At 40.8% G+C, this 19,531-nt stretch carries 21 protein-coding genes; 6 read left to right on the plus strand and 15 right to left on the minus strand.

The window, feature by feature from the left end; all coding sequences use genetic code 11:
• Window positions 1–77: 77 nt before the first annotated feature.
• The 5 genes from ilvD to NSS76_RS10100 all read right to left on the minus strand — a co-directional run bounded on the left by ilvD (window position 78) and on the right by NSS76_RS10100 (window position 6,093).
• On the minus strand, window positions 78–1,754 hold the full coding sequence (gene ilvD / locus NSS76_RS10080) for a dihydroxy-acid dehydratase (RefSeq protein WP_024422739.1): 1,677 nt from the start codon (window positions 1,752–1,754) through the stop codon (window positions 78–80).
• Window positions 1,755–2,061: 307 nt separating this feature from the next.
• On the minus strand, window positions 2,062–3,198 hold the full coding sequence (locus tag NSS76_RS10085) for a conserved virulence factor C family protein (protein WP_185854493.1): 1,137 nt from the start codon (window positions 3,196–3,198) through the stop codon (window positions 2,062–2,064).
• Window positions 3,199–3,228: 30 nt separating this feature from the next.
• Window positions 3,229–3,840 (minus strand): HD domain-containing protein, encoded by a 612-nt coding sequence (locus NSS76_RS10090; RefSeq protein ID WP_226340829.1) that lies wholly within the window; start codon window positions 3,838–3,840, stop codon window positions 3,229–3,231.
• 13 nt (window positions 3,841–3,853) lie between these two features.
• On the minus strand, window positions 3,854–4,336 hold the full coding sequence (locus NSS76_RS10095; RefSeq protein ID WP_025093096.1) for a glutathione peroxidase: 483 nt from the start codon (window positions 4,334–4,336) through the stop codon (window positions 3,854–3,856).
• Between the two features lie 74 nt (window positions 4,337–4,410).
• Complete coding sequence (locus NSS76_RS10100) at window positions 4,411–6,093, minus strand: formate--tetrahydrofolate ligase (protein WP_044335198.1); 1,683 nt, start codon at window positions 6,091–6,093, stop codon at window positions 4,411–4,413.
• A gap of 139 nt (window positions 6,094–6,232) precedes the next feature.
• Here NSS76_RS10100 and metA point away from each other — a divergent pair, with 139 nt between their 5' ends.
• The gene (gene metA / locus NSS76_RS10105; RefSeq protein ID WP_024428133.1) at window positions 6,233–7,141 is read left to right on the plus strand and encodes a homoserine O-acetyltransferase MetA; all 909 of its coding nucleotides are present in this window, start codon (window positions 6,233–6,235) and stop codon (window positions 7,139–7,141) included.
• Between the two features lie 228 nt (window positions 7,142–7,369).
• Window positions 7,370–8,521: a diglucosyl diacylglycerol synthase gene (locus NSS76_RS10110; protein WP_024422744.1), complete on the plus strand. Its 1,152-nt coding sequence runs from the start codon at window positions 7,370–7,372 to the stop codon at window positions 8,519–8,521.
• A 32-nt stretch (window positions 8,522–8,553) separates the two neighbouring features.
• On the opposite strand, the gene NSS76_RS10115 is transcribed toward NSS76_RS10110, so the two are convergent.
• On the minus strand, window positions 8,554–9,255 hold the full coding sequence (locus NSS76_RS10115) for an AIM24 family protein (protein WP_024422745.1): 702 nt from the start codon (window positions 9,253–9,255) through the stop codon (window positions 8,554–8,556).
• Window positions 9,256–9,517: 262 nt separating this feature from the next.
• Between NSS76_RS10115 and cspD the strand changes: the two genes are divergently transcribed.
• A complete protein-coding gene (cspD, locus tag NSS76_RS10120) occupies window positions 9,518–9,718 on the plus strand; it encodes a cold-shock protein CspD (protein WP_024422747.1) in 201 nt (66 codons plus the stop codon).
• Window positions 9,719–9,769: 51 nt separating this feature from the next.
• Here the strand turns inward: cspD and NSS76_RS10125 are convergent, their stop codons facing one another.
• The 3 genes from NSS76_RS10125 to NSS76_RS10135 form a co-directional block, all read right to left on the minus strand.
• Window positions 9,770–9,952, minus strand: coding sequence for a hypothetical protein (locus NSS76_RS10125; RefSeq protein WP_008346368.1), 183 nt, complete (start codon window positions 9,950–9,952; stop codon window positions 9,770–9,772).
• 172 nt (window positions 9,953–10,124) lie between these two features.
• Window positions 10,125–10,307 (minus strand): zinc-finger domain-containing protein, encoded by a 183-nt coding sequence (locus NSS76_RS10130; protein WP_024422748.1) that lies wholly within the window; start codon window positions 10,305–10,307, stop codon window positions 10,125–10,127.
• A gap of 1 nt (window position 10,308) precedes the next feature.
• Entirely contained in the window at window positions 10,309–10,980 is a 672-nt protein-coding gene (locus NSS76_RS10135; protein ID WP_024422749.1) for a ribonuclease H family protein, read from the minus strand.
• A 94-nt stretch (window positions 10,981–11,074) separates the two neighbouring features.
• Between NSS76_RS10135 and NSS76_RS10140 the strand changes: the two genes are divergently transcribed.
• The 3 genes from NSS76_RS10140 to NSS76_RS10150 are packed head-to-tail and all read left to right on the plus strand — an operon-like array spanning window position 11,075 to window position 12,329.
• The gene (locus NSS76_RS10140; RefSeq protein WP_025093094.1) at window positions 11,075–11,764 is read left to right on the plus strand and encodes a queuosine precursor transporter; all 690 of its coding nucleotides are present in this window, start codon (window positions 11,075–11,077) and stop codon (window positions 11,762–11,764) included.
• 1 nt (window position 11,765) lies between these two features.
• Complete coding sequence (locus NSS76_RS10145) at window positions 11,766–12,161, plus strand: reverse transcriptase-like protein (protein WP_025093093.1); 396 nt, start codon at window positions 11,766–11,768, stop codon at window positions 12,159–12,161.
• A 42-nt stretch (window positions 12,162–12,203) separates the two neighbouring features.
• Window positions 12,204–12,329 carry a small, acid-soluble spore protein L gene (locus NSS76_RS10150; RefSeq protein ID WP_135032195.1) on the plus strand — a complete coding sequence of 42 codons (126 nt, stop codon included), beginning with the start codon at window positions 12,204–12,206 and terminating at the stop codon, window positions 12,327–12,329.
• A gap of 194 nt (window positions 12,330–12,523) precedes the next feature.
• On the opposite strand, the gene NSS76_RS10155 is transcribed toward NSS76_RS10150, so the two are convergent.
• The 6 genes from NSS76_RS10155 to NSS76_RS10180 all read right to left on the minus strand — a co-directional run bounded on the left by NSS76_RS10155 (window position 12,524) and on the right by NSS76_RS10180 (window position 19,503).
• Entirely contained in the window at window positions 12,524–13,411 is an 888-nt protein-coding gene (locus tag NSS76_RS10155; RefSeq protein ID WP_341082098.1) for a 5'-3' exonuclease, read from the minus strand.
• 278 nt (window positions 13,412–13,689) lie between these two features.
• On the minus strand, window positions 13,690–13,953 hold the full coding sequence (locus NSS76_RS10160) for a YpbS family protein (RefSeq protein ID WP_024422753.1): 264 nt from the start codon (window positions 13,951–13,953) through the stop codon (window positions 13,690–13,692).
• A gap of 41 nt (window positions 13,954–13,994) precedes the next feature.
• Window positions 13,995–17,591, minus strand: coding sequence for a dynamin family protein (locus NSS76_RS10165; RefSeq protein ID WP_197172699.1), 3,597 nt, complete (start codon window positions 17,589–17,591; stop codon window positions 13,995–13,997).
• Window positions 17,592–17,724: 133 nt separating this feature from the next.
• A complete protein-coding gene (gene fbpC / locus NSS76_RS10170) occupies window positions 17,725–17,832 on the minus strand; it encodes a Fur-regulated basic protein FbpC (protein WP_306299200.1) in 108 nt (35 codons plus the stop codon).
• 64 nt (window positions 17,833–17,896) lie between these two features.
• The gene (locus NSS76_RS10175) at window positions 17,897–18,406 is read right to left on the minus strand and encodes an isoprenylcysteine carboxyl methyltransferase family protein (RefSeq protein WP_034623498.1); all 510 of its coding nucleotides are present in this window, start codon (window positions 18,404–18,406) and stop codon (window positions 17,897–17,899) included.
• Window positions 18,403–19,503 carry a type III polyketide synthase gene (locus NSS76_RS10180; RefSeq protein ID WP_197172698.1) on the minus strand — a complete coding sequence of 367 codons (1,101 nt, stop codon included), beginning with the start codon at window positions 19,501–19,503 and terminating at the stop codon, window positions 18,403–18,405. The genes NSS76_RS10175 and NSS76_RS10180 overlap by 4 nt, the downstream gene beginning before the upstream one ends.
• Window positions 19,504–19,531 lie beyond the last annotated feature (28 nt).

The following is a 19,531-nucleotide window of genomic DNA, read 5'->3' on the forward strand; positions in this document are numbered from 1 at the left end:
AAGCCCCCTCTATAATCCTTATGTTGTGAATAAAGGATACTATAGAGAGAGCCAATTTTCAAATGTTCGATATCAGATTAAATTTTCATGATGCCGCCTGTATTGGCTGATGTCACAAGTTTTGAATATCTAGCAAGATAACCCGTTTTTACTTTTGGCTCAAAACCTTTCCAGTTTGCTTTTCTTCTTTCCCATTCTTCCTCTGGAACATCTACGCTTAAAATGCGCTGCTCAATATCGACAACGACATGGTCACCATTTTCAACAAAGGCAAGCGGGCCGCCCTCAGCTGCCTCTGGAGAGACGTGTCCAATAGACAATCCGCGAGAAGCGCCGGAAAAACGTCCGTCTGTTATTAAAGCAACCTTTGGTCCAAGTCCCATGCCGACAATTTGTGAAGTAGGTGCAAGCATTTCAGGCATGCCAGGTCCGCCTTTAGGTCCTTCGTAGCGAATGATGACAACATGTCCTGCTTCTACTTTTCTATTAATGATACCTTCAAGGGCTTCTTCTTGGGATTCAAATACGATGGCAGGTCCCTCGTGGCGTGTGATCCCGTCTTGTACCCCGCCCGTTTTAATGATGGCTCCATCTGGCGCAAGGTTTCCAAATAAAACGGCTAAGCCGCCTTTTTCAGTAAATGGCTTGTCAATTGGATAAATGACGTTATAATCTTTTACCTCATGCCCCGCAATGTTCTCGCCAAGCGTTTTCGCAGTGACGGTCATTGTATCTAAATGAAGAGCTCCTTCTTTTTTAGACAATTCATTTAGTGCTGCTGTAACGCCGCCTGCTTCATGTAAATCCTCAATATAAACGTCTGAAGCTGGAGCAAGTTTTGATAAATGAGGCACACGTTCTGCTACTTCATTGATACGTTCAAGTGAATATTCAACACCTGCTTCATTCGCAATCGCCAATGTGTGAAGAACGGTATTGGTTGAACCACCAAGTGCCATATCTAATGCAAATGCATTATCAATTGCTTTTTCAGTGACAATATCCCGTGGTTTAATATCTTTTTTGATAAGCTCCATGAGTTGTTTTGCAGACTTCTTCGCAAATTCTCTTCGCTCTGGTGATGTCGCCAAAATCGTTCCATTGCCAGGAAGAGCGATCCCTAGTGCTTCCGCTAAACAGTTCATTGAGTTAGCTGTAAACATACCTGAACAAGATCCGCAGGTTGGACAGCCAAACTGCTCTAATTCATTTAATTCCTCTTCATTGATTTTACCTGACTGGTATGCACCAACGCCTTCAAATACAGAAGAAAGAGAAATTTTTCTGCCATCACTTGTTCTACCCGCTTCCATCGGTCCCCCGCTCACAAAGACAGTCGGGATATTCACGCGCATCGCTGCCATCATCATTCCTGGTGTGATTTTATCGCAGTTAGGAATACAAACCATTCCATCAAACCAATGAGCAGATACAACGGTTTCCACAGAGTCCGCAATGATTTCACGGCTTGGCAATGAATATCTCATCCCGATATGACCCATGGCAATTCCATCATCGACGCCAATCGTATTGAATTCAAATGGAACCCCGCCAGCTTCACGAATGGCTTCCTTCACAATCTTCCCGAATTCCTGAAGATGGACATGTCCTGGGACAATATCAATATAGGAATTACATACGGCAATAAATGGCTTGCCGAAATCCTCATCCTTTACCCCCGCCGCTCTTAGCAAGCTTCGGTGAGGTGCTCTGTCGATTCCTTGTTTAATCATATTACTGCGTAGTTCTGCCATCTGTTTAAAAAGCCTCCTATACTACAAGTCTTGTTGACTGCATGATTTTGAGTTGATTTTATTTTACAAATTTTCTGTTTATTTAGCCACCTATGAATGACTGATGACTAACATGGCTGCTGAAGCAAGCGCTCAGCAAGGTTCGTGTCATAAAATCTGACCTCCAATATTCTATATTGGTACTACTATATAGAGTTTTTTCGCATATTTCAACAATATTCAAAATAATTTTTCTAAAAAAATTTTTCTGTCTATCCTTTTTAGAAAAACAAGCTGCTTTTCATTGGCAGCTTGTTCATCTATCTCATCATTCTGATGCGTTCTTTCTACTTTCTGTCATTTGCTTCCATACTGAGCCTTTTGCTTCTTCTCCATGCTCAATACGCTCAATCGCCATTTTCACTTGAAGACTGACTTCAAACTCAGGGTCTTGCTCTGCTTCTTTTAATGCTGAAAGTGCCGTTTCGTCCCCTTCTTCATAAAGGAACATAGCTGCACGCCAGCGGACGAGCTTACTCGGGTCCTTTAATGCTGCGATCATGGCTTCGCTAGCACTTGGGTCACCAAGGTCTGAAATACAGTCGCCAGCCGTTCTGCGGACCGTCACTGTTTTGTCTTCGAGCCCCTTATATAAAATAGGCAGAATGGCAGGATCTTCAATCATACCAGCATTCACAACGGCTTGTCTGCGAATAGACGTTTTTGGATCCTCCATTGCTTTCATTAAAACAGGTATGTCCTTTAGCTCTGGCTGCATTTGCTCTAAATGGGCAAAACGTTTTTTCCAATCTTCCTCTTGCAGCATGTCTTCTGTTACATCATATGCCTTTCGGTTCACCTGTCTATCTACAGCTTCCTGACCTTCTTTAACCGCCTCTGTTAATCGGGCTAAACGCTCGTCATCATAGGCTGCTTGCAGCTCCTCTGTGACTTCCTGACCGATATCAGCAAATTCTCCAAAACGAACGCCGTGTTCTTTCCACACACGTTCAAACACGACATTGTCTGAGCTGCTTCTAAGCTTTAAAATGGCTGCTTGAAAACGTTCAGGCATGCCAAACCGTTCTTCTCTTTCACCGTCTGACAGTTTGACCTGCATTGGAATCCCATTAAACATTTGGACAAACACTTTCACTTCACCAAATGTGTCATCGCCTGACTGAGCTCCTTCCTGAAGACCTTCTGTTTCTTGTCCAAAGGCTTCTCTGACCTGTTGTAAAATACCCTGCCAGTCAAACTTTGCATTTCGCTCAACCGCTAAGAAATCTGCAACATGATAAACCCCTTTTACACCTTCAATGCTTAAAATACGCTTGATCATTTCTGGTGCTTCGTCTTTTTGATCCTTTTTGTAGTTGTTGCTTTTACCGCCGGCAAGTGCTTCTGTCAAAATCACCTTCATGGTATTCGGACTTGGCGTTGGTTCTATTGCTGTTATTTTCATTGATATATCCTCCTTACACACATAAAGACCCTACTCATCTGTAAGGCCGCATTCTTCTTTCCACTTCTTGATAAATAAACTCATCAATTCATGCCGCTCATCAGCAAGCTGCTTTCCTGCATGAGTGTTCATCAAGTCTTTTAATTTGAGCAGTTTTTCTTCCATATGCTTTAGCACAGAGCCCTGCTGCGTGTCCTCTGTATAATGGGGCTCACCTGTAGCGCCAGCATACGTAAACACTCTAGCGATACCGCTTGCTCCTATCGCATCCAGCCTATCCGCATCTTGAACAATGGCCCCTTCTAACGTCATTGGCCTAAACTGCTTATGCCGATGACGAAAAGACATCGTTGTAATAATGTCCATGATATAGCGGATATCCCGCGTGTCCAATTCCCACAAAAGGAGCTGGTTCTCAAGCTGCTCCTTCGTAACCTTCCATTCACTTGACAGCTTTTCATCAATGACATCATGTACAATCGCCGCCATTTCGATGATAAAAAGAGAGCCGCCTTCCTGATTTGCAATACGAACGGCAAGCTGACGCACACGAGCAACATGAGCCGCATCGTGTCCAGTCGGTTCATTCTTCAGCCTGTCTGAAACAAAGGAGGCTGCTGCCTCCAATTGTTTTCGTTGCATGACTGTCACCATCTTATTTGTTAAGCAGAGCAATGATTGAGCTTTCTAATTCTTTTGGTGGTGTTTTCGGAGAGAATCGTTCAGTGACTTCTCCGTTTTGGTCCACGATAAATTTGGTGAAATTCCATTTCACTGTTTTTGTCCCAAGCACACCTTTCGCTTCACTTGTTAAATGTTTGAACAGCGGGTGCGCCTCTTCGCCATTGACATCTACTTTCGCAAACATAGGGAAGGTCACTCCATAATTCAAAGAACAGAACTCTTGAATGGCTTCTTCTCCTTCTGGCTCTTGGTTCATAAATTGGTTACACGGAAATCCTAAAATTTCAAGGCCCTTTTCATGATATTGATCATATAGCTCTTGTAATTGTTTAAATTGAGGAGTCAGTCCACATTTGCTTGCTGTGTTTACAATAATGAGCACTTTTCCTTTGTAATCTGCCATCGATTTTTCCTGACCGTTAATGGTCTTGACCTGAATATCATAAATTGACATCTCATAGCCTCCTAGGATTCACTTTTTCCTATCGTAACATGCTTCTTTTAGAAAATCGCTTTTTATGCTCCCGTTTAAAAGAGTCCTGTCACACTGCCGTCTTCTAATAAGTCCATTTCGAGAGCCGCAGGTTTTTTAGGTAAGCCAGGCATTGTCAAAATGCTTCCGGTTAAGGCTACAATAAACCCTGCTCCTACAGATGGCTTTAACTCTCGAATCGTAATGGTAAAGCCTTTAGGTCTGCCGATTAAAGCTGGATCATCTGAAAGAGAATATTGTGTTTTTGCCATACAAACCGGCAAATGAGCCCAGCCGTTTTCCTCAATGGCAGCCAGCTGCTTTCTTGCTTTAGTTGTGAGCGTGACCCCATCTGCCCCGTAAACCACTTTGGCCACTTTAGATAACTTTTCTTCGATGGAATCGTTCTCTTCATACAAATAGGTAAAGTTGTTCTTTTTCTTTTCAATGAGTGCTGCTAGTTCCTCGGCAAGAGCTGTCCCGCCTTCTCCTCCTTCTTCCCATACATTCACGGCTTTGACTGGATGGCCATGTTTGCCGCACCAATCTTCTATCGCTTGAATCTCTTCTTTTGTATCCGTTATAAATCGGTTTACCGCCACAATATATGGAAGACCAAAAGCTTGCACGGTTTCAATATGCTTTTCTAAATTATGTATACCTTCTAATACGGCGTGTGCATTCTCTTCTTTGAGTTCGGTTTTCTTCATTCCGCCATGCATCTTTAATGCTCTCACTGTTGCGACAATGACAACTGCACTAGGTTTGAAATCACCAGCTCTTGTTTTAATGTGCAGGAACTTTTCTGCTCCAAGGTCTGCACCAAATCCAGCTTCTGTAACGACATAATCAGCTAATTTTGCTGCCATTTTGGTTGCAATTAAACTATTGCATCCATGTGCAATATTAGCAAAAGGACCGCCATGGACAAGGGCTGGGGTTCCTTCAATCGTTTGAACAAGGTTCGGTTTGAGTGCGTCTTTTAAAAGTAGCGTCAGAACACCTTCATATCCAAGTGCTCCCACTGTGACTGGCTCGCCTTCTTGATTATAGGCAACAACAATAGAAGAAAGACGTTTTTTTAAGTCGTTTAAGTCTTCTGCTAAACAAAGGATCGCCATCATTTCGGAAGCCACTGTAATATCAAATCCGTCTTCTCTAGGATATCCATTTAACTGACCGCCAAGTCCGACAACGACCTGTCTTAATGCACGATCGTTTAAATCAAGCACCCGCTTCCACACAATGCGCCGCGTGTCGATACCGAGTTCATTTCCGTGATGGATATGGTTATCAATAAATGCAGATAAGGCGTTATGTGCAGATGTAATGGCATGAAAATCCCCTGTGAAATGAAGATTGATTTCTTCCATTGGCAGCACCTGTGAATATCCTCCGCCCGCTGCTCCGCCTTTAATCCCCATTGTAGGACCTAATGATGGCTCACGCATCGCAATGATCGCTTTTTTGCCAATTTTTTCGAAGGCTTGACCAAGGCCGACAGTTACGGTGGATTTCCCCTCACCTGCTGGCGTAGGGTTAATCGAAGTGACAAGAATCACGTGTCCTTCTTTTTGTTTCTTTAAACGGTCAAAAATAGTCAAAGAAATTTTCGCTTTTGTGAAACCATAGCATTCTAATTCTTCGTCATGTATTTGCAGCTTTGCTGCGATGTCTTGAATCGGTCTCAGCTTAGCCTTTTGGGCAATGTCAATATCTGATAAATGCTTTGTGATCATAACAAAACGGCCTCCTTTTTTTACAGAAACAGCATTCTTTTTTGCTCTATTTTTCATTGTAACATAATTGAAACATTGAAATATCGCCAGAAAGTTCCTATAATGAAGTGAAATTAGCTTTGGTTCAGGGGGTGGCGAGTTGCCTATAAACATACCAGTTCATCTGCCGGCAAAACAAATACTAGAGAGCGAAAATATTTTCGTCATGGATGAGACAAGGGCATTCAAGCAAGATATCCGTCCTTTGAATATCGTGATCTTAAATTTAATGCCAAAAAAAATACAAACTGAAACGCAGCTGCTGAGAATGCTCGGAAATTCTCCTTTACAAGTGTACTTTACGTTTTTGATTCCAAGTACACATACACCGAAGAATACGTCGAGAGAGCATCTAGATGAATTTTATACGACCTTTGAATCGATTCGCCATAAAAAATTTGATGGAATGATCATCACTGGCGCACCAATCGAGCACTTACCTTTTGAAGAAGTCTCTTATTGGAAAGAGCTGCAGGACATTTTGGACTGGAGTAAAACCAATGTGACGTCTACCCTTCATATTTGCTGGGGTGCACAGGCAGGTTTATATCACCATTACGGGATTGAAAAAATCAAGCTTCCTGAGAAAAAATTTGGCGTATTTGAGCATATTGTGAAAGAGAAAAAAGAAAGATTAGTCAGAGGTTTTGATGAAGTATACTATGTCCCACATTCTAGGCATACAGATATTAATACAGAACAATTAAAAAACACGCCGAATTTGAAAGTCTTGAGTATGTCTGAAGAAGCGGGTGTTTGTTTAATTGTTTCAGATGATGATAAACAAGTATTTTTAACTGGACATCCTGAATATGATACAGATACATTGATGCAGGAATATGAAAGAGATTTGTTGAAACATGATACAGTCCAAAAACCTGTCCACTATTTTATAGAAGATGGTGACACATTAATCCCAGTAAATCGCTGGAAAGCCCATGCAACCTTATTGTTTATGAATTGGCTTAATTATTATGTTTATCAAGAAACACCATATGTTTGGGAATAAAATAGACTGTGGTCTGATGATAAATCGTCAAAATGTGTTAAAATACAAATGGCTCTGTCTTCCATTATCAATTGAATCTGTTTGTTTTTTAAAATTAGTTTAATTCTTTCGTAACGAATGATATGCTCTAACTGTTTATATGTTATCTTTATGTATATGTAGACCTATGAGATTAATAGTTTTCGTACGAAGTTTTGTTGTTGTTGATTACATTTGAGGTGAATATTCTTGAATACCAATAAAAAAATATTAATCTTGACCGCAAATTATGGAAATGGACATATGCAGGTAGCAAAAACACTGTATGATGAATGCAAATCCCAAGGATTTGAACATGTTGTAGTTTCTAATTTGTATCAAGAATCGAATCCCATTGTGTCAGAAGTGACTCAATATTTATACTTGAAGAGCTTTTCCATTGGGAAACAATTTTATCGCTTGTTTTATTACGGTGTAGATAAAATTTACAATAAACGCAAATTTAACATTTATTTAAAAATGGGAAATAAGCGTCTCGATGAATTAATTCAGTTACACAATCCGGACATCATCATTATTACATTCCCAATGATTGTGGTACCAGAATACCGAAACAAAACAGGTAAAGTGATTCCGACTTTTAATGTCATGACAGATTTTTGTCTCCATAAGATTTGGGTACATGAAAACATCGACCGATACTATGTTGCAACCGATTATGTGAAACAAAAATTAGTGGAAATCGGCACACATCCAAGCGATGTCAAGGTGACAGGTATTCCTATTAGACCACAGTTTGAAGCAGACGTGCCAAAATCGATGATCTATAAGAAATATGGATTATCATCAGATAAAAAAGTTCTTCTCATCATGGCCGGTGCTCACGGTGTACTAAAAAATGTGAAGGAATTATGTGAGGCGCTGCTTCTCGACAGTGAAGTACAAATTGTTGTTGTATGCGGAAAGAACGCCGCGCTGAAACAATCGCTTAGCGTTCTTGAACAAGCACACCCAGATCAATTGAAGGCGCTTGGATATGTGGAACAAATTGATGAATTGTTCAGAGTAACAGATTGTATGATTACAAAACCAGGCGGCATTACTTTAACAGAAGCAACTGCAATCGGTGTCCCGGTCATTCTTTACAAGCCTGTCCCTGGTCAAGAAAAGGAAAATGCTCTTTTCTTTGAGGATTATGGCGCTGCCATTGTCATTAACAGACATGAAGACATTTTAGAATCTGTGACCAACTTGCTTCAGGATGAAGAAAAATTAGAAACAATGAAACAAAACATGAAAAAACTGCACTTAAAACAATCTTCTCAAACCATTCTGGAAGATATCGTCGAGCAGTCAGATCTCATCATGAATAACAAAACTTATGCTCGCGCATTATCATAAAAAGGTGTCCGTCAATGACGGACACCTTTTCTTCATCCTTGATTTCCATTTGTTGTGTATACTTCTTCAAACGGCTGAACGACAACAAAGCCGCTTCCGGTAAACTTCATTTGAATGGACTCTCCGCTTCCCCTGCCAATAAAAGTTTTAAATGAAACATCTGTCACAAATTCAGTTTTTAAATCCCCTGACCACGCAACAGTCGCATTCGGATCTGTATAAACAGAGTCACCTGGCTGAACAATGAGTGTCAGCGGCTCATAATGACTTGTGATTGCTACTAAGCCCGGCCCTTCTAATTTGACATTAAATAATCCACCTGCAAGCATGCCAGACACTTTTTTCATCAATTTGATATCCCAGCGGACAGATGGTTCAAACGCGAGCAGATCGTTTCCATTCACAAAAATGGATTCTCCTTGAGCCAAACGAAGAATCGAGATTTTTTTACCTTGATCTGCCACATATAATTTCCCATCACCTGTCGCCTTCATTAGTGAGGTGCCTTCTCCTGAGAGCATTTTTTTGAACATTTTTGAGACGCCGTGCTCAAAAACACCTTCACGTTCAAATTTGATTTTCCCACGATAGGAAACCATAGAACCCGTTTTTGCCCAAATCGTGTCAGTCAAATTAATTTCTAAAAGTCTTGATGTTTCAAGTTCGAAGACACCTTCTCCTTTATCTTCTTGCTGCGTATTCTGAACAAATTCTTCAAGTGTATAACGATTCATGATTGCACCTCTTTCTGTATTTTTTTTATATACGGACAAACTGCACGTGAGGTTCCGAAAAGAACGTTTTATATTTCATTGTTATTCACCAAAAAAACAAAAAAATCAAACATTCTGCTCAAAATTTGGCTCGCCTGCTTGACGCTTTACTTTTGATGGTGTATAGTGGAACCATCATTTAACAACTGCAAAGTCGTTAGGTGATGAAAATTTTTTTTAGTATGCCAAAAGGTGTGCTACAGTACTAGGAGGAAAAAGCAATATGCAAAACGGTAAAGTAAAATGGTTCAATAATGAAAAAGGTTTCGGCTTCATTGAAGTTGAAGGCGGAGACGATGTATTCGTTCACTTCACAGCTATCGAAGGTGACGGCTACAAGTCTTTAGAAGAAGGACAAGAAGTTTCTTTTGAAATTGTTGAAGGTAATCGTGGACCTCAAGCTGCAAACGTAACAAAACTTTAATCAACTAAATCAATGATGAAACGACAAAATAAAGAGAGGCCTATGCCTCTCTTATTTGATTTTCAGCTGAATTTCAATGGCTAAAATATTTTGCTTCAGTCGTTGTTCAATTTCAGAAATATCTTTTTCGAGAAAAGGTCTTCCCTTCTTTGCTACATCTACTAGCTGCTCTAGATCGCTGTATACCTCTTGAAATGTTCGATGTAATACCGTTTCGAAATCCTTATTATCCATGCCGGCCTTCCCCTTTTCCTCTATTATCCGTCACTTAGTCAAAAAGTAACTCAACCAAAACTTTCTATAGTTATATCGGCTCATTTTTCAGAATATGTTCTTTTTTTACACATTCTATCCGTTTTTTTTCATGAGCGGATGTTTGAGCAGGGAAAACCGGGGCGGCAGCGGCTTACTTTTTAAGCAGCGTCTGTCCGTATTCTTTTATTTTCTCTCCTACTGTGCATTGCTGAATACAAAAGGAATGGGCGTATTTTTTGCCATATTCCTTTCGGAAGTGCTTCTTAATCAAACAATCTGAACAATACGTGTCTTGGAGATCCGTCAATTCTTGTACTGCTGTTTTTTTATCCACATTATTCAGCTCCGTCTGCTTCTAATTTCAATTTACTTTCAATTGGAACGTCTGCAAGCATCTGCCTTGCAAGCTGATCCGCTTCTGCATTTTGTTTACGATCGATGACTTCATAGGTTGGCGTAAGCCTCAGCTCTTTTAAAGCCGATTCAATCCGGTCGAGCCATTTGTTATGTATATCATCATAACAAGGCCATTCTCCTTTTAATTGATTCATGACAACAAGTGAATCGCCTCTAATCGTGACAGAATTTCTGCTTGCTCCAAGGTCTTTTAATGCTTTGACTGCCTCAAATAAAGCCGCATACTCTGCTTCATTATTGGTGATTCCTTTGAAGGGCTGATTTTTTCTCAAACGATAAGCATCTTCTCCGAGCTTATAGTAGACGACAACCCCAAGACCAGAGTCGCCTGTTTCTTTGTGAAAACTTGCATCAAAATAGACCTGAAGCTGATCAGGTTCAAGCTTTAGTTCTTCATTTAGCTTTTCAAGTTCTTTAATAGACCACATCGCCCCTTTTTCATCTTCAAATGATAGGAGGGACTGTGGTTCTTTTTTATCGATATGTTTGGCTAAAATCAAGGCCTCTTTTAGCTCCATCCAATCTTCTTGGAAAAAAGCAATGGACCCAATTGATTTCACTTTCATTGTGTAGTGTGCTCTTAATTTCATTGATCACATCGCCTTCCTGTGCTTTTAAGGTAAACATACGTTATGCTATAATCAAAAAGTTACATTTTACAATGAGAAAGGAAGTTCATGTCACTTGTTTAATGAAGGTATTTGGATCTTATTTGCGATCATTAATTTTATCATTGTTCTTCTATTTTATAAAGGATTTGGCAAGATGGGCCTTTTCGTCTGGATTGGCTTTGCGACGGTTGCTGCAAATTTACAAGTGGTCAAAACCGTTGAATTGTTTGGCTTAACGGCAACACTTGGAAACATTTTATACGGCAGTGTATTCTTTGCAACGGACGTATTGAATGAAAAATATGGACAAAATGAAGCAAGAAAAGCTGTCTGGATTGGCTTTGCCACCCTTTTAACGCTAACCGTTGTCATGCAAGAGGCTTTACTTTTCCATCCCGCTCCATCTGACATTTCTCAAACATCGCTGGAAACCATATTTGGCTTTATGCCAAGGGTCGCACTTGGCAGTCTTGCTGCTTATATCATCAGTCAAATGTTAGATGTTTATGTATATTCGTTTATTCGCCGGATATTTCCTTCTGATGGTGCGCTCTGGGTGCGCAACGCTGGAAGTACGATGATCAGCCAGCTGCTTGATACATTGATCTTCACAACTATTGCCTTTCTTGGCACCTATCCATTTCATGTATGGATCGAAATCTTCATCACGACTTATGTGATTAAATTTATCGTCGCCGCGATTGCGACACCATACGCGTATGCAGCGAAAAGAATGGTTCCACTTGATGAAAGGGGGAAATAAATTGCCAGCTGAAATATACATTGATGGTGCTAGCGCAGGTAATCCGGGTCCTTCTGGCATCGGCGTTTTCATTAAATATGATGGAAAGGCAGAATCTTTCTCGATTCCTCTTGGATCAATGAGCAATCACGAAGCAGAATTTACCGCTCTCATTGAAGGGATGAAAATCTGCGTAGAAAAAGGACTGCGATCCGTTTCGTTTCGAACAGATTCACAGGTAGTTGACCGTGCGGCCAATGCAGGATTTGCTAAAAATCCAGCCTTTCAGCATTTTATAAAAGAGATGATCGAGCTTCAAAGCCAGTTTGATTTATTTTTCATTAAGTGGATTCCAAGTAAGGAAAATCAAGTAGCTGATCAGCTCGCTAGAAAAGCGATTCACCTTTCTAAAGGATGAATCGCTTTTTTTCGGTTATGCTAATGTATGAGGTGATACTGATTGGATAAAGAAAATAAAGGTCGTGTCACAAATGGGACAACCCCTCAAGGTGATGCGCAAACAAATGATAAGCAGCCACTATCTCAGCTCGAAAATAGAGCGAAGAAAAGCAATACAAAAAGATGACCTTAGAGATCAGCTTAGCTGAAGGGCTAAAATGATTTTTATTTTAGCCCTTTGTCTTCTTTTCAGCGTGATAGAAAACCTTTGCAGCCCTAGGAAGGACGAGTACCGGAGCGGAGCGAATTTGACATTCGTGAGCACCGGAGCGCAGACCTGCGGGCGAATGCGAGGGTTTGTCTATACGCTGAGAGATCGGCTTAGCTGATCTCTATTTTACTTATCCGATTTACCATCGGTTCAATTCCTTTGATTTGATGGTATCGCAGCATGGCAGCAGCCCGTTCTTGATTGATGTTCACCTTCGTCTCATCAATTGGACAGCTCAGCGGGACATCACATTTGATCTCTGCCAATAGACGAGAAAGCTTCAAATCTTCTAATCCTGCTTGCATTTTCTTTTGCTGGCCAGCCGTTAGTTCATGAACATTTTCTAATAATCCGTCAATGGTTTGATATGTTTGAATAAATTTTAATGCTGTTTTTTCTCCGATTCCTTTGACGCCTGGATAATTGTCACTTGAATCCCCCATAAGTGCTTTCATATCGATCAGCGCCTTTGGAGAGATACCCATTTCCTCTTCAAATAAGGCTTTTGTATAATGTTTATAGTTCCCGATTCCTTTTTGCATTAGAGCAACCGTCACTTGTTCATTCAATATCTGCAGCAAATCTCTGTCCCCAGTTAGGACAGTCACACGTGCTTCATTCCGATAGAGTGCCGCCAGGGTGCCGATACAATCATCTGCCTCAAAGCCCTTTATACCAACGTTTACAATTCCTAATTCTTCTGTCGCTTCCTTTGCTAAATCGAATTGCGGAATGAGCTCGACAGGCGCATCTCCTCGATTTGCTTTATAATCTTGAAACAATTCATTTCGGTATGTTTGGCTTCCCATATCCCAGCAGCAAACAATATGAGTTGGCTCAAATGTCTGAACAGCGGTTAATAAATGCTTCAAATAGCCATTTACTCCATTCGTTGGGACGCCGTGATCATTTATCATAAAATTGCGATGGACAGCCGTTGCATAGAACGATCTGAACAGAAGCGCCATGCCATCAACAAGCAATACGTGTTTATTCATTCTTATAAACTCCCTTTTTCAAAACAATACTCCTATTCTATCATAGAACATCGAATTCGACATAAAAAAGGCGCCTTCTTCTTTTGGAAAAGAAGTGGCACCCGGGGGATTACTTTTGACCGTATTGCATTTTTTTCGATTCTGCTTCTGCGTAGGACGGCATCTCTTTTTGTTTAGGGTGACGCTCATCCTGCTTTTTTGCATGCTGCTTTTTTTCCATCATCATTCCCCTTTCTCGGTTCACTTGTTAAGATGACCTAAAAAGAGAAAGTTACTCTTTACTTCTGTTTTCGTTCGACATACTCCCTGACCATATCAATCGTGACATGCTTACGCAGCGGAACAATTCCGCCTCGTGCAAGCTCATTCATCTTCGAGGTAATTTCATTGATCTCGTCAGTTGTAAATGGTTCGTTTTGCTCACACTTCAAAACAGCAGTCTCTATTGCCTGCTCTCTTTTCTGTTCAAGCGCAAGAAACGATTTGATATGAGCATTCTGTTTTTGTGAATGTGCGGAAATTTCTTCGTGTACGCTCGTCATTTTTTATCAACTGCTTTCTTTTTTATATAGTGTATCATGACTCAAATGGTTTTCAACTGGTTCTTCCATTCATTTGTTTGCTTGTATACTTGTTCTATCATCGCCTGCTCTTTCGCATCTGTCGTTAAGCTCATGATAAATGTTTGTTTTTGTTCACTCAGCTGCTTAAGCGCTTCTGTTTCATATCTTTCAGTAAAGGTCTTTACCATCATATCGTATCTGCTCTGTAATTCTTCTTTTTCTTTATCTGCCCATTTCGTCGTTAATTGGAAAAGGACATCTCGAATCGCTTCAATAAACGCTGCCTTCCCGTTTTGTTCAAAGAAAGCTTTCGCTGATTTTTGCTTCTTTAAGAGCGGCTCAAACGGCGTCAGGTCCGCTTCCACTTCAATTTGTTTCAGCTCGGCATTCTTCTCATCTGGCGGCGACAGCCGGAGAGAAAAGTAAGGATCTTCTGCACACGCAGCCTGTAACCCTTTCTCCCACTCCTCTTTGAAATATTGAGTGATAAACGATTCCATTCGAATATCAAGCGCTTTTATCTCCTGTACAAATTCAAATTCATAATCCTTTAACGCTTGTTCCAGCGCTTTTTTCAACTCCTGTCTGAAGTCCCCTTGAGATATTCCAGGATAAAAGGCTGTCTTTAACAGATCGTTTGCATAAAGTGACAAGCGCTGAACAATGTGGTACAGCTGTTCGTGCAAGTCCTTTTTCACACTTTCTGTTACTAGCTTAGATCGTTTAATATGGCTCATTTGATCAACGATCGCTTCATAGGATGTGTTTATCTTTTTCTTTTCTGCTTGCTTTTCATCTTCCGACTGATGCAGCGTCTCATGCAGCTTGTCAACTGTTCTACATAATGTACTCGCTTCAAAATACAGCAGCTCAATCGCATCTTTCGTTAATTCTTCCTCAATAAAATAGTCAAGCTGTGTTCTAAGCTGTGCATACTGGTTATAAGGCGACTGTCCCTTTCCTTCGATCTCTTCCTTGCTGGATACGTGATGAAGGTTTGGATGCCGGATGCCTTCTTTTGTGAGCTCATTTTTCACATAGTCAAAGACGGTTTCAAGCTCTGTTTGATCCTTTGCGAGGTCAGCTGCATTGATAATAAAAAACATTTTATCCATGCTAAAAGAATCTTTTACAAGCCCGAGTTTACGTAAAAATGACCGGTCTGCTTTTGAGAAAGAATGCTGGTAGTAAGTTAAATAAAGAAGGGCATCAGCATCCTTCATATATTGAAAGGCAATCTCTGTGTGACGTTTATTCATACTGCTGGCGCCTGGTGTATCAACAATCGTCAGTCCTTTATCTGTTAAAGCTGTACTTAAATAGACCGTCACTTCCTTCACCACACAAGAAACAGCCTCTTCTGCCACATATGGCTTTAATTCTTGAAGGGTGACATTGAGCGGCGTTTGTTTTTGAATCGAATCACGGAACTTTTCATGAGCGTTTAAAAAATGGTCAACAATGATGCGGTGATCTTGTTCAAGCTCTCTTTTTTTCAGCGTTCGCTCGAGTTTCGCTTGAAACGTATCTCCCTTTTCTTCTGTTATAGAATAACCGAGAATTTGATCGAGCTCTTCTAATATTTCCTGCTCGGTTTTAAACACCACTTTCACACTTTCATGCGGATGGTCTTCTGTCGGCCGGGTCAGCTTATTGATCGTGGCCGTCGTTGGTGTAGGAGATGATGGCAGCACCTTTCTCCCAACAAGGGCATTGGCAAACGAAGATTTCCCCGAACTAAAAGCACCGAATAAGGCGAGTGTAAATTCCTTCGCTTGCAGCCGCTTTGTTCGTTTTTCAAAGGACTTTCTTTGAGATTGAAGCGCGTTTAATGGCATTAAAATTTGAGAAAGCTGCTCAAACTGGTCAATCGACTGCGCTGTCGGGATATGCTGTGATTGTCGCATTTGATCAAGCTTTATCTGCTGCTGATTTTCTTTTTCGCTTTCTTCCGTATGAGTTGATGCTTGATTCTGATTTAGCTCGTCATGCTGCATCCGGTGTTTTTTCACATAAAACCAATCTTCTTCGATCTGCTCATTTGTTCCGTTTTGCCATATATCCCATACATGCTCAATATCTTTTCTGATTTGATCATTTTTTTCCATGCATTGCTCCAGCGCTTGGAGCTCCTGTGCTGCCTGGGCCCATTTATTTTGCTGCTTTCCCTTTTCATTCAGGAGCTGGGTTTTCAGCATCTCGGTCATTTGTTCAATCAATGGTATTGCTTTCTGTTTCGTCTGTCTTTTCAGTGCTTCACCAGCATCTTTTGCATATTGCAAAACGTATTCATTTGAAAATGTCGCACCGTGATGAATCACGTTTTCAAGCAGTGATTCTTCTACAGGCGTTTCAAACGCCATCACTTGATTTAATAATTCTTCACCAAGCTGATGCTTCTTGACTTCTTTTTTGAGCAGTTCAGCAATATGCCAGTCTACTTCTGCTTTCATTCTTGCTTTGACATCTGCTAAGAACTCGTTCGCCCGCTTTTCTTTTTCCTGCTCGGTTTTATTTTTCGCGAACAGCAGTCCTACCTTAAAGCCAGGTGCTTTCGATTCAATATAATCACTTGCTAGCTCCCTCATTTTAAATGGGGTTAGATTTGCATTTTTTAAAATGTTCTCAACTTCAGAAGACACTTCATCTTCTAACTGTTTTGCTCCATTTTCAATGAAGCTGCTTTTCGCTTCGAGTTCCTTCACTTCTTTTCTTTTTTCTTGAAGCTGAAAATCCAGACCCTCTTCCTGCAGCTCTTCTTTTAATGAGTCAATATGTTCTTTTAAAACGTGCTCTATTTTCTGCTCGGTATAGGCGCGAAGCGATGCTTTCGGCAATGTTTGTAATTCTTGCAGTTTCTCGATTAAACGAATCATTTCGTTTCTTGGATGCGCCTCATCGGTTACAGATGTAAAGTATAGGTGTTCTTCTTCAATGCCTTCTTTTTGAAGCATATCAACTACTTGATTTTTGTAGTCTTCAAACGCTGTCTCATGCTCATCATGTCGATCGACTTGATTTACGATGAAATAAAGATTTGGCACTTTCTCTTTAATGGAGCGAATGAAACGAATGTTTTCCTCCGAATGAACATGGTTGTAATGAACAACATAAAAAAGAGCATCTGCTTGATGAAGAATAGACGCAGCAGATAAAAAGTGAGCATGATCCGTTGAATCAATTCCGGGTGTATCAATCACTGCCACCTTTTCTTCCAGTCCTCTATAGTCCCCGCTAATTTCCACCATTTCAATCTGTTCTCCATCCTTACAAAAACGCTGAACTGCTTCTTTATCATAAGAACCGCTCATTTTTGCAAAACGGCCATCTGAGGTGTGAAGCTTTACTTCACTCTCCCCTTTCCTCACGACGACCAAGTTTGCACTTGTTGGAATTGGACTCGTTGGCAGGATGTGATCATGAAGCAGATGATTCACAAGTGATGACTTTCCAGCTGAATAGTGGCCGGTAAATGCGATATACACTTCTTCTTCTGCTTCCTTTTTGATAATTGATGCAAGTTTGGCTGCGCGTTCATGATCATCCCTTTTGAGAAGGCTTTGATATAAAGCACCTGTAGTTTGAACGAGCGAATCTCGAATAGACAAGTCTTCCATGACGATAAACCCCTTTGTTTTTAGAAAAGTCAGTTATGTATGTGATACCATTTTACACAAAATGAAGAGATTTTTCTTCTGATCTGAGGAAATAAAAAAAATCTGCTGCCCGATCAGTCGCAATTGACTGCGATCAGGAAGCAGATTTTTTAGAAACACCTTTTAATACGAAGCCAATTAATAGGCTGTATACACAGACCGTACCGAGTAAGAAAACCATTGTCATGTGATCACCGTCCATCCTTCGTGATTGAGAATGCTTATCATTAATGAAAGTGTATCACAATTGATAATGATTTTCAATATTAATTTAACAAATACTGATTGAGCGCTTTCTCTTCTGTTTGAATTCTCACAGCCATCATCCATGCATTTAAACATGTGAACAAAATGGCGGTAAAATAAGCATTAAACAAAAGCGGGATCAGCATAAGCTCAATCGCCACCACTACATAGTTAGGATGCTTTAACCAGCGATAAGGTCCTTTTTTCACCATCATCGCATTTGGTACAACTAAAATCTTTGTATTCCAATACGTCCCAAGAGAACATAATGCCCAGTATCGAATCACCTGTGTGGCCAGCAGGAAAACGAGAAGCACAAGAAAATAGCGCGACGGCGGCCTGTTTAACCCCCATACCTCAACCATAAGTGAGAGAAAAAAGCCCGCATGCATAGCGACCATATAAGGATAATGACTAGCACCAAATTCAATGGCACCGATCGCTTTTACTTTCTTTTCATTTCTTTTAGCCACAAGCATTTCAATAAGCCGCTGACAAACGAAGAAACCAATGACGAGCCAAATGATCATGATAAGACCTCCTCCCATTTCATGAGCAGCAGCTCTGAGGAAAAGCCCGGACCAAGCGCTCCGCAAAGACCCATATCTCCCGCTTCAGCAGATCGATGTTCAAGATAATGTTTGATCACATACAAAACTGTGGCAGAGGACATATTTCCGTGTTGTTTAAGTACCTCTTTTGATGAAAAAAGTTGATCGTCTTGTAAGGATAGACTTTCAATATAGGCGTCAATCACTTTTTTTCCTCCAGGATGAGCAAGAAAAACTGATAGATCTTCTGCCGAATACCCTTGCTGCTCTAAAAATTGATCGACCTGCTCTTTTAACCAGCCGGAAATAATGGAAGGAATGTCACGGGAGAAAATAACCCGAAAGCCGTCACTTGTAAATTCCCAGCCCATCACATCTTCAGACTCTTTCATTGTGACGGATTGTGTACCAATCACTTTAGGGACTGTTTTGAGATGGGTATATTCTGATACACCTTTTTCTCCAGTTAAGAGTACCGCGGCTGTCCCGTCTCCGAACAAAGATGTCCCGATTAAATTGCTTTTTGATTGATCTTGCGGCTGGAAAGTTAAACTGCACAGTTCACAGGCGACAACCAGCACCTTTGCTTCTGGAAATGCCCTTATGTATTCGTAAGCCCGGGACAACCCTGCCGCTCCGCCCCCGCACCCTAATCCCCAGATCGGTACTCGTTTCGTATAAGGCGAAAAAGGAAGAACATTCATCAGTTTTGCATCAAGACTTGGTGTCGAAAGGCCGGTGCTTGAAATAAAAAACAATGCATCGATCTCATCAAACGGAATCGGTTTTTTCAGGAACGCCTTCTCATGGAGACAGTGTATGACCGCTTCTTTTGCATGAGCCAATGCTTTTTCCAAATAGAGATTGTTTTTCTCCTCAAAAGAGTGGTGCGTCTGATACCATTCAATTGGCTGCACAAACTGTCTGCTCTCGATTTCTCCGTTTTGAAAAGCTCTGAGCAGCCGGTCGATATCTTTAAACGATCGTTTAAATTGGGATCTAGCAAAATCAGCCGCCTTTTTCTGATCCACATGATGTTTTGGCAGACTCGTTCCAACAGAAAGAATGTACGCCATCGGCTTCACCTCTTTTTCGATTAATATC

Origin of the sequence: Bacillus sp. FSL R5-0654, assembly GCF_038008745.1 — a bacterium.
In the GTDB taxonomy this organism is placed as follows: Bacteria; Bacillota; Bacilli; order Bacillales; family Bacillaceae; genus Bacillus; species Bacillus safensis.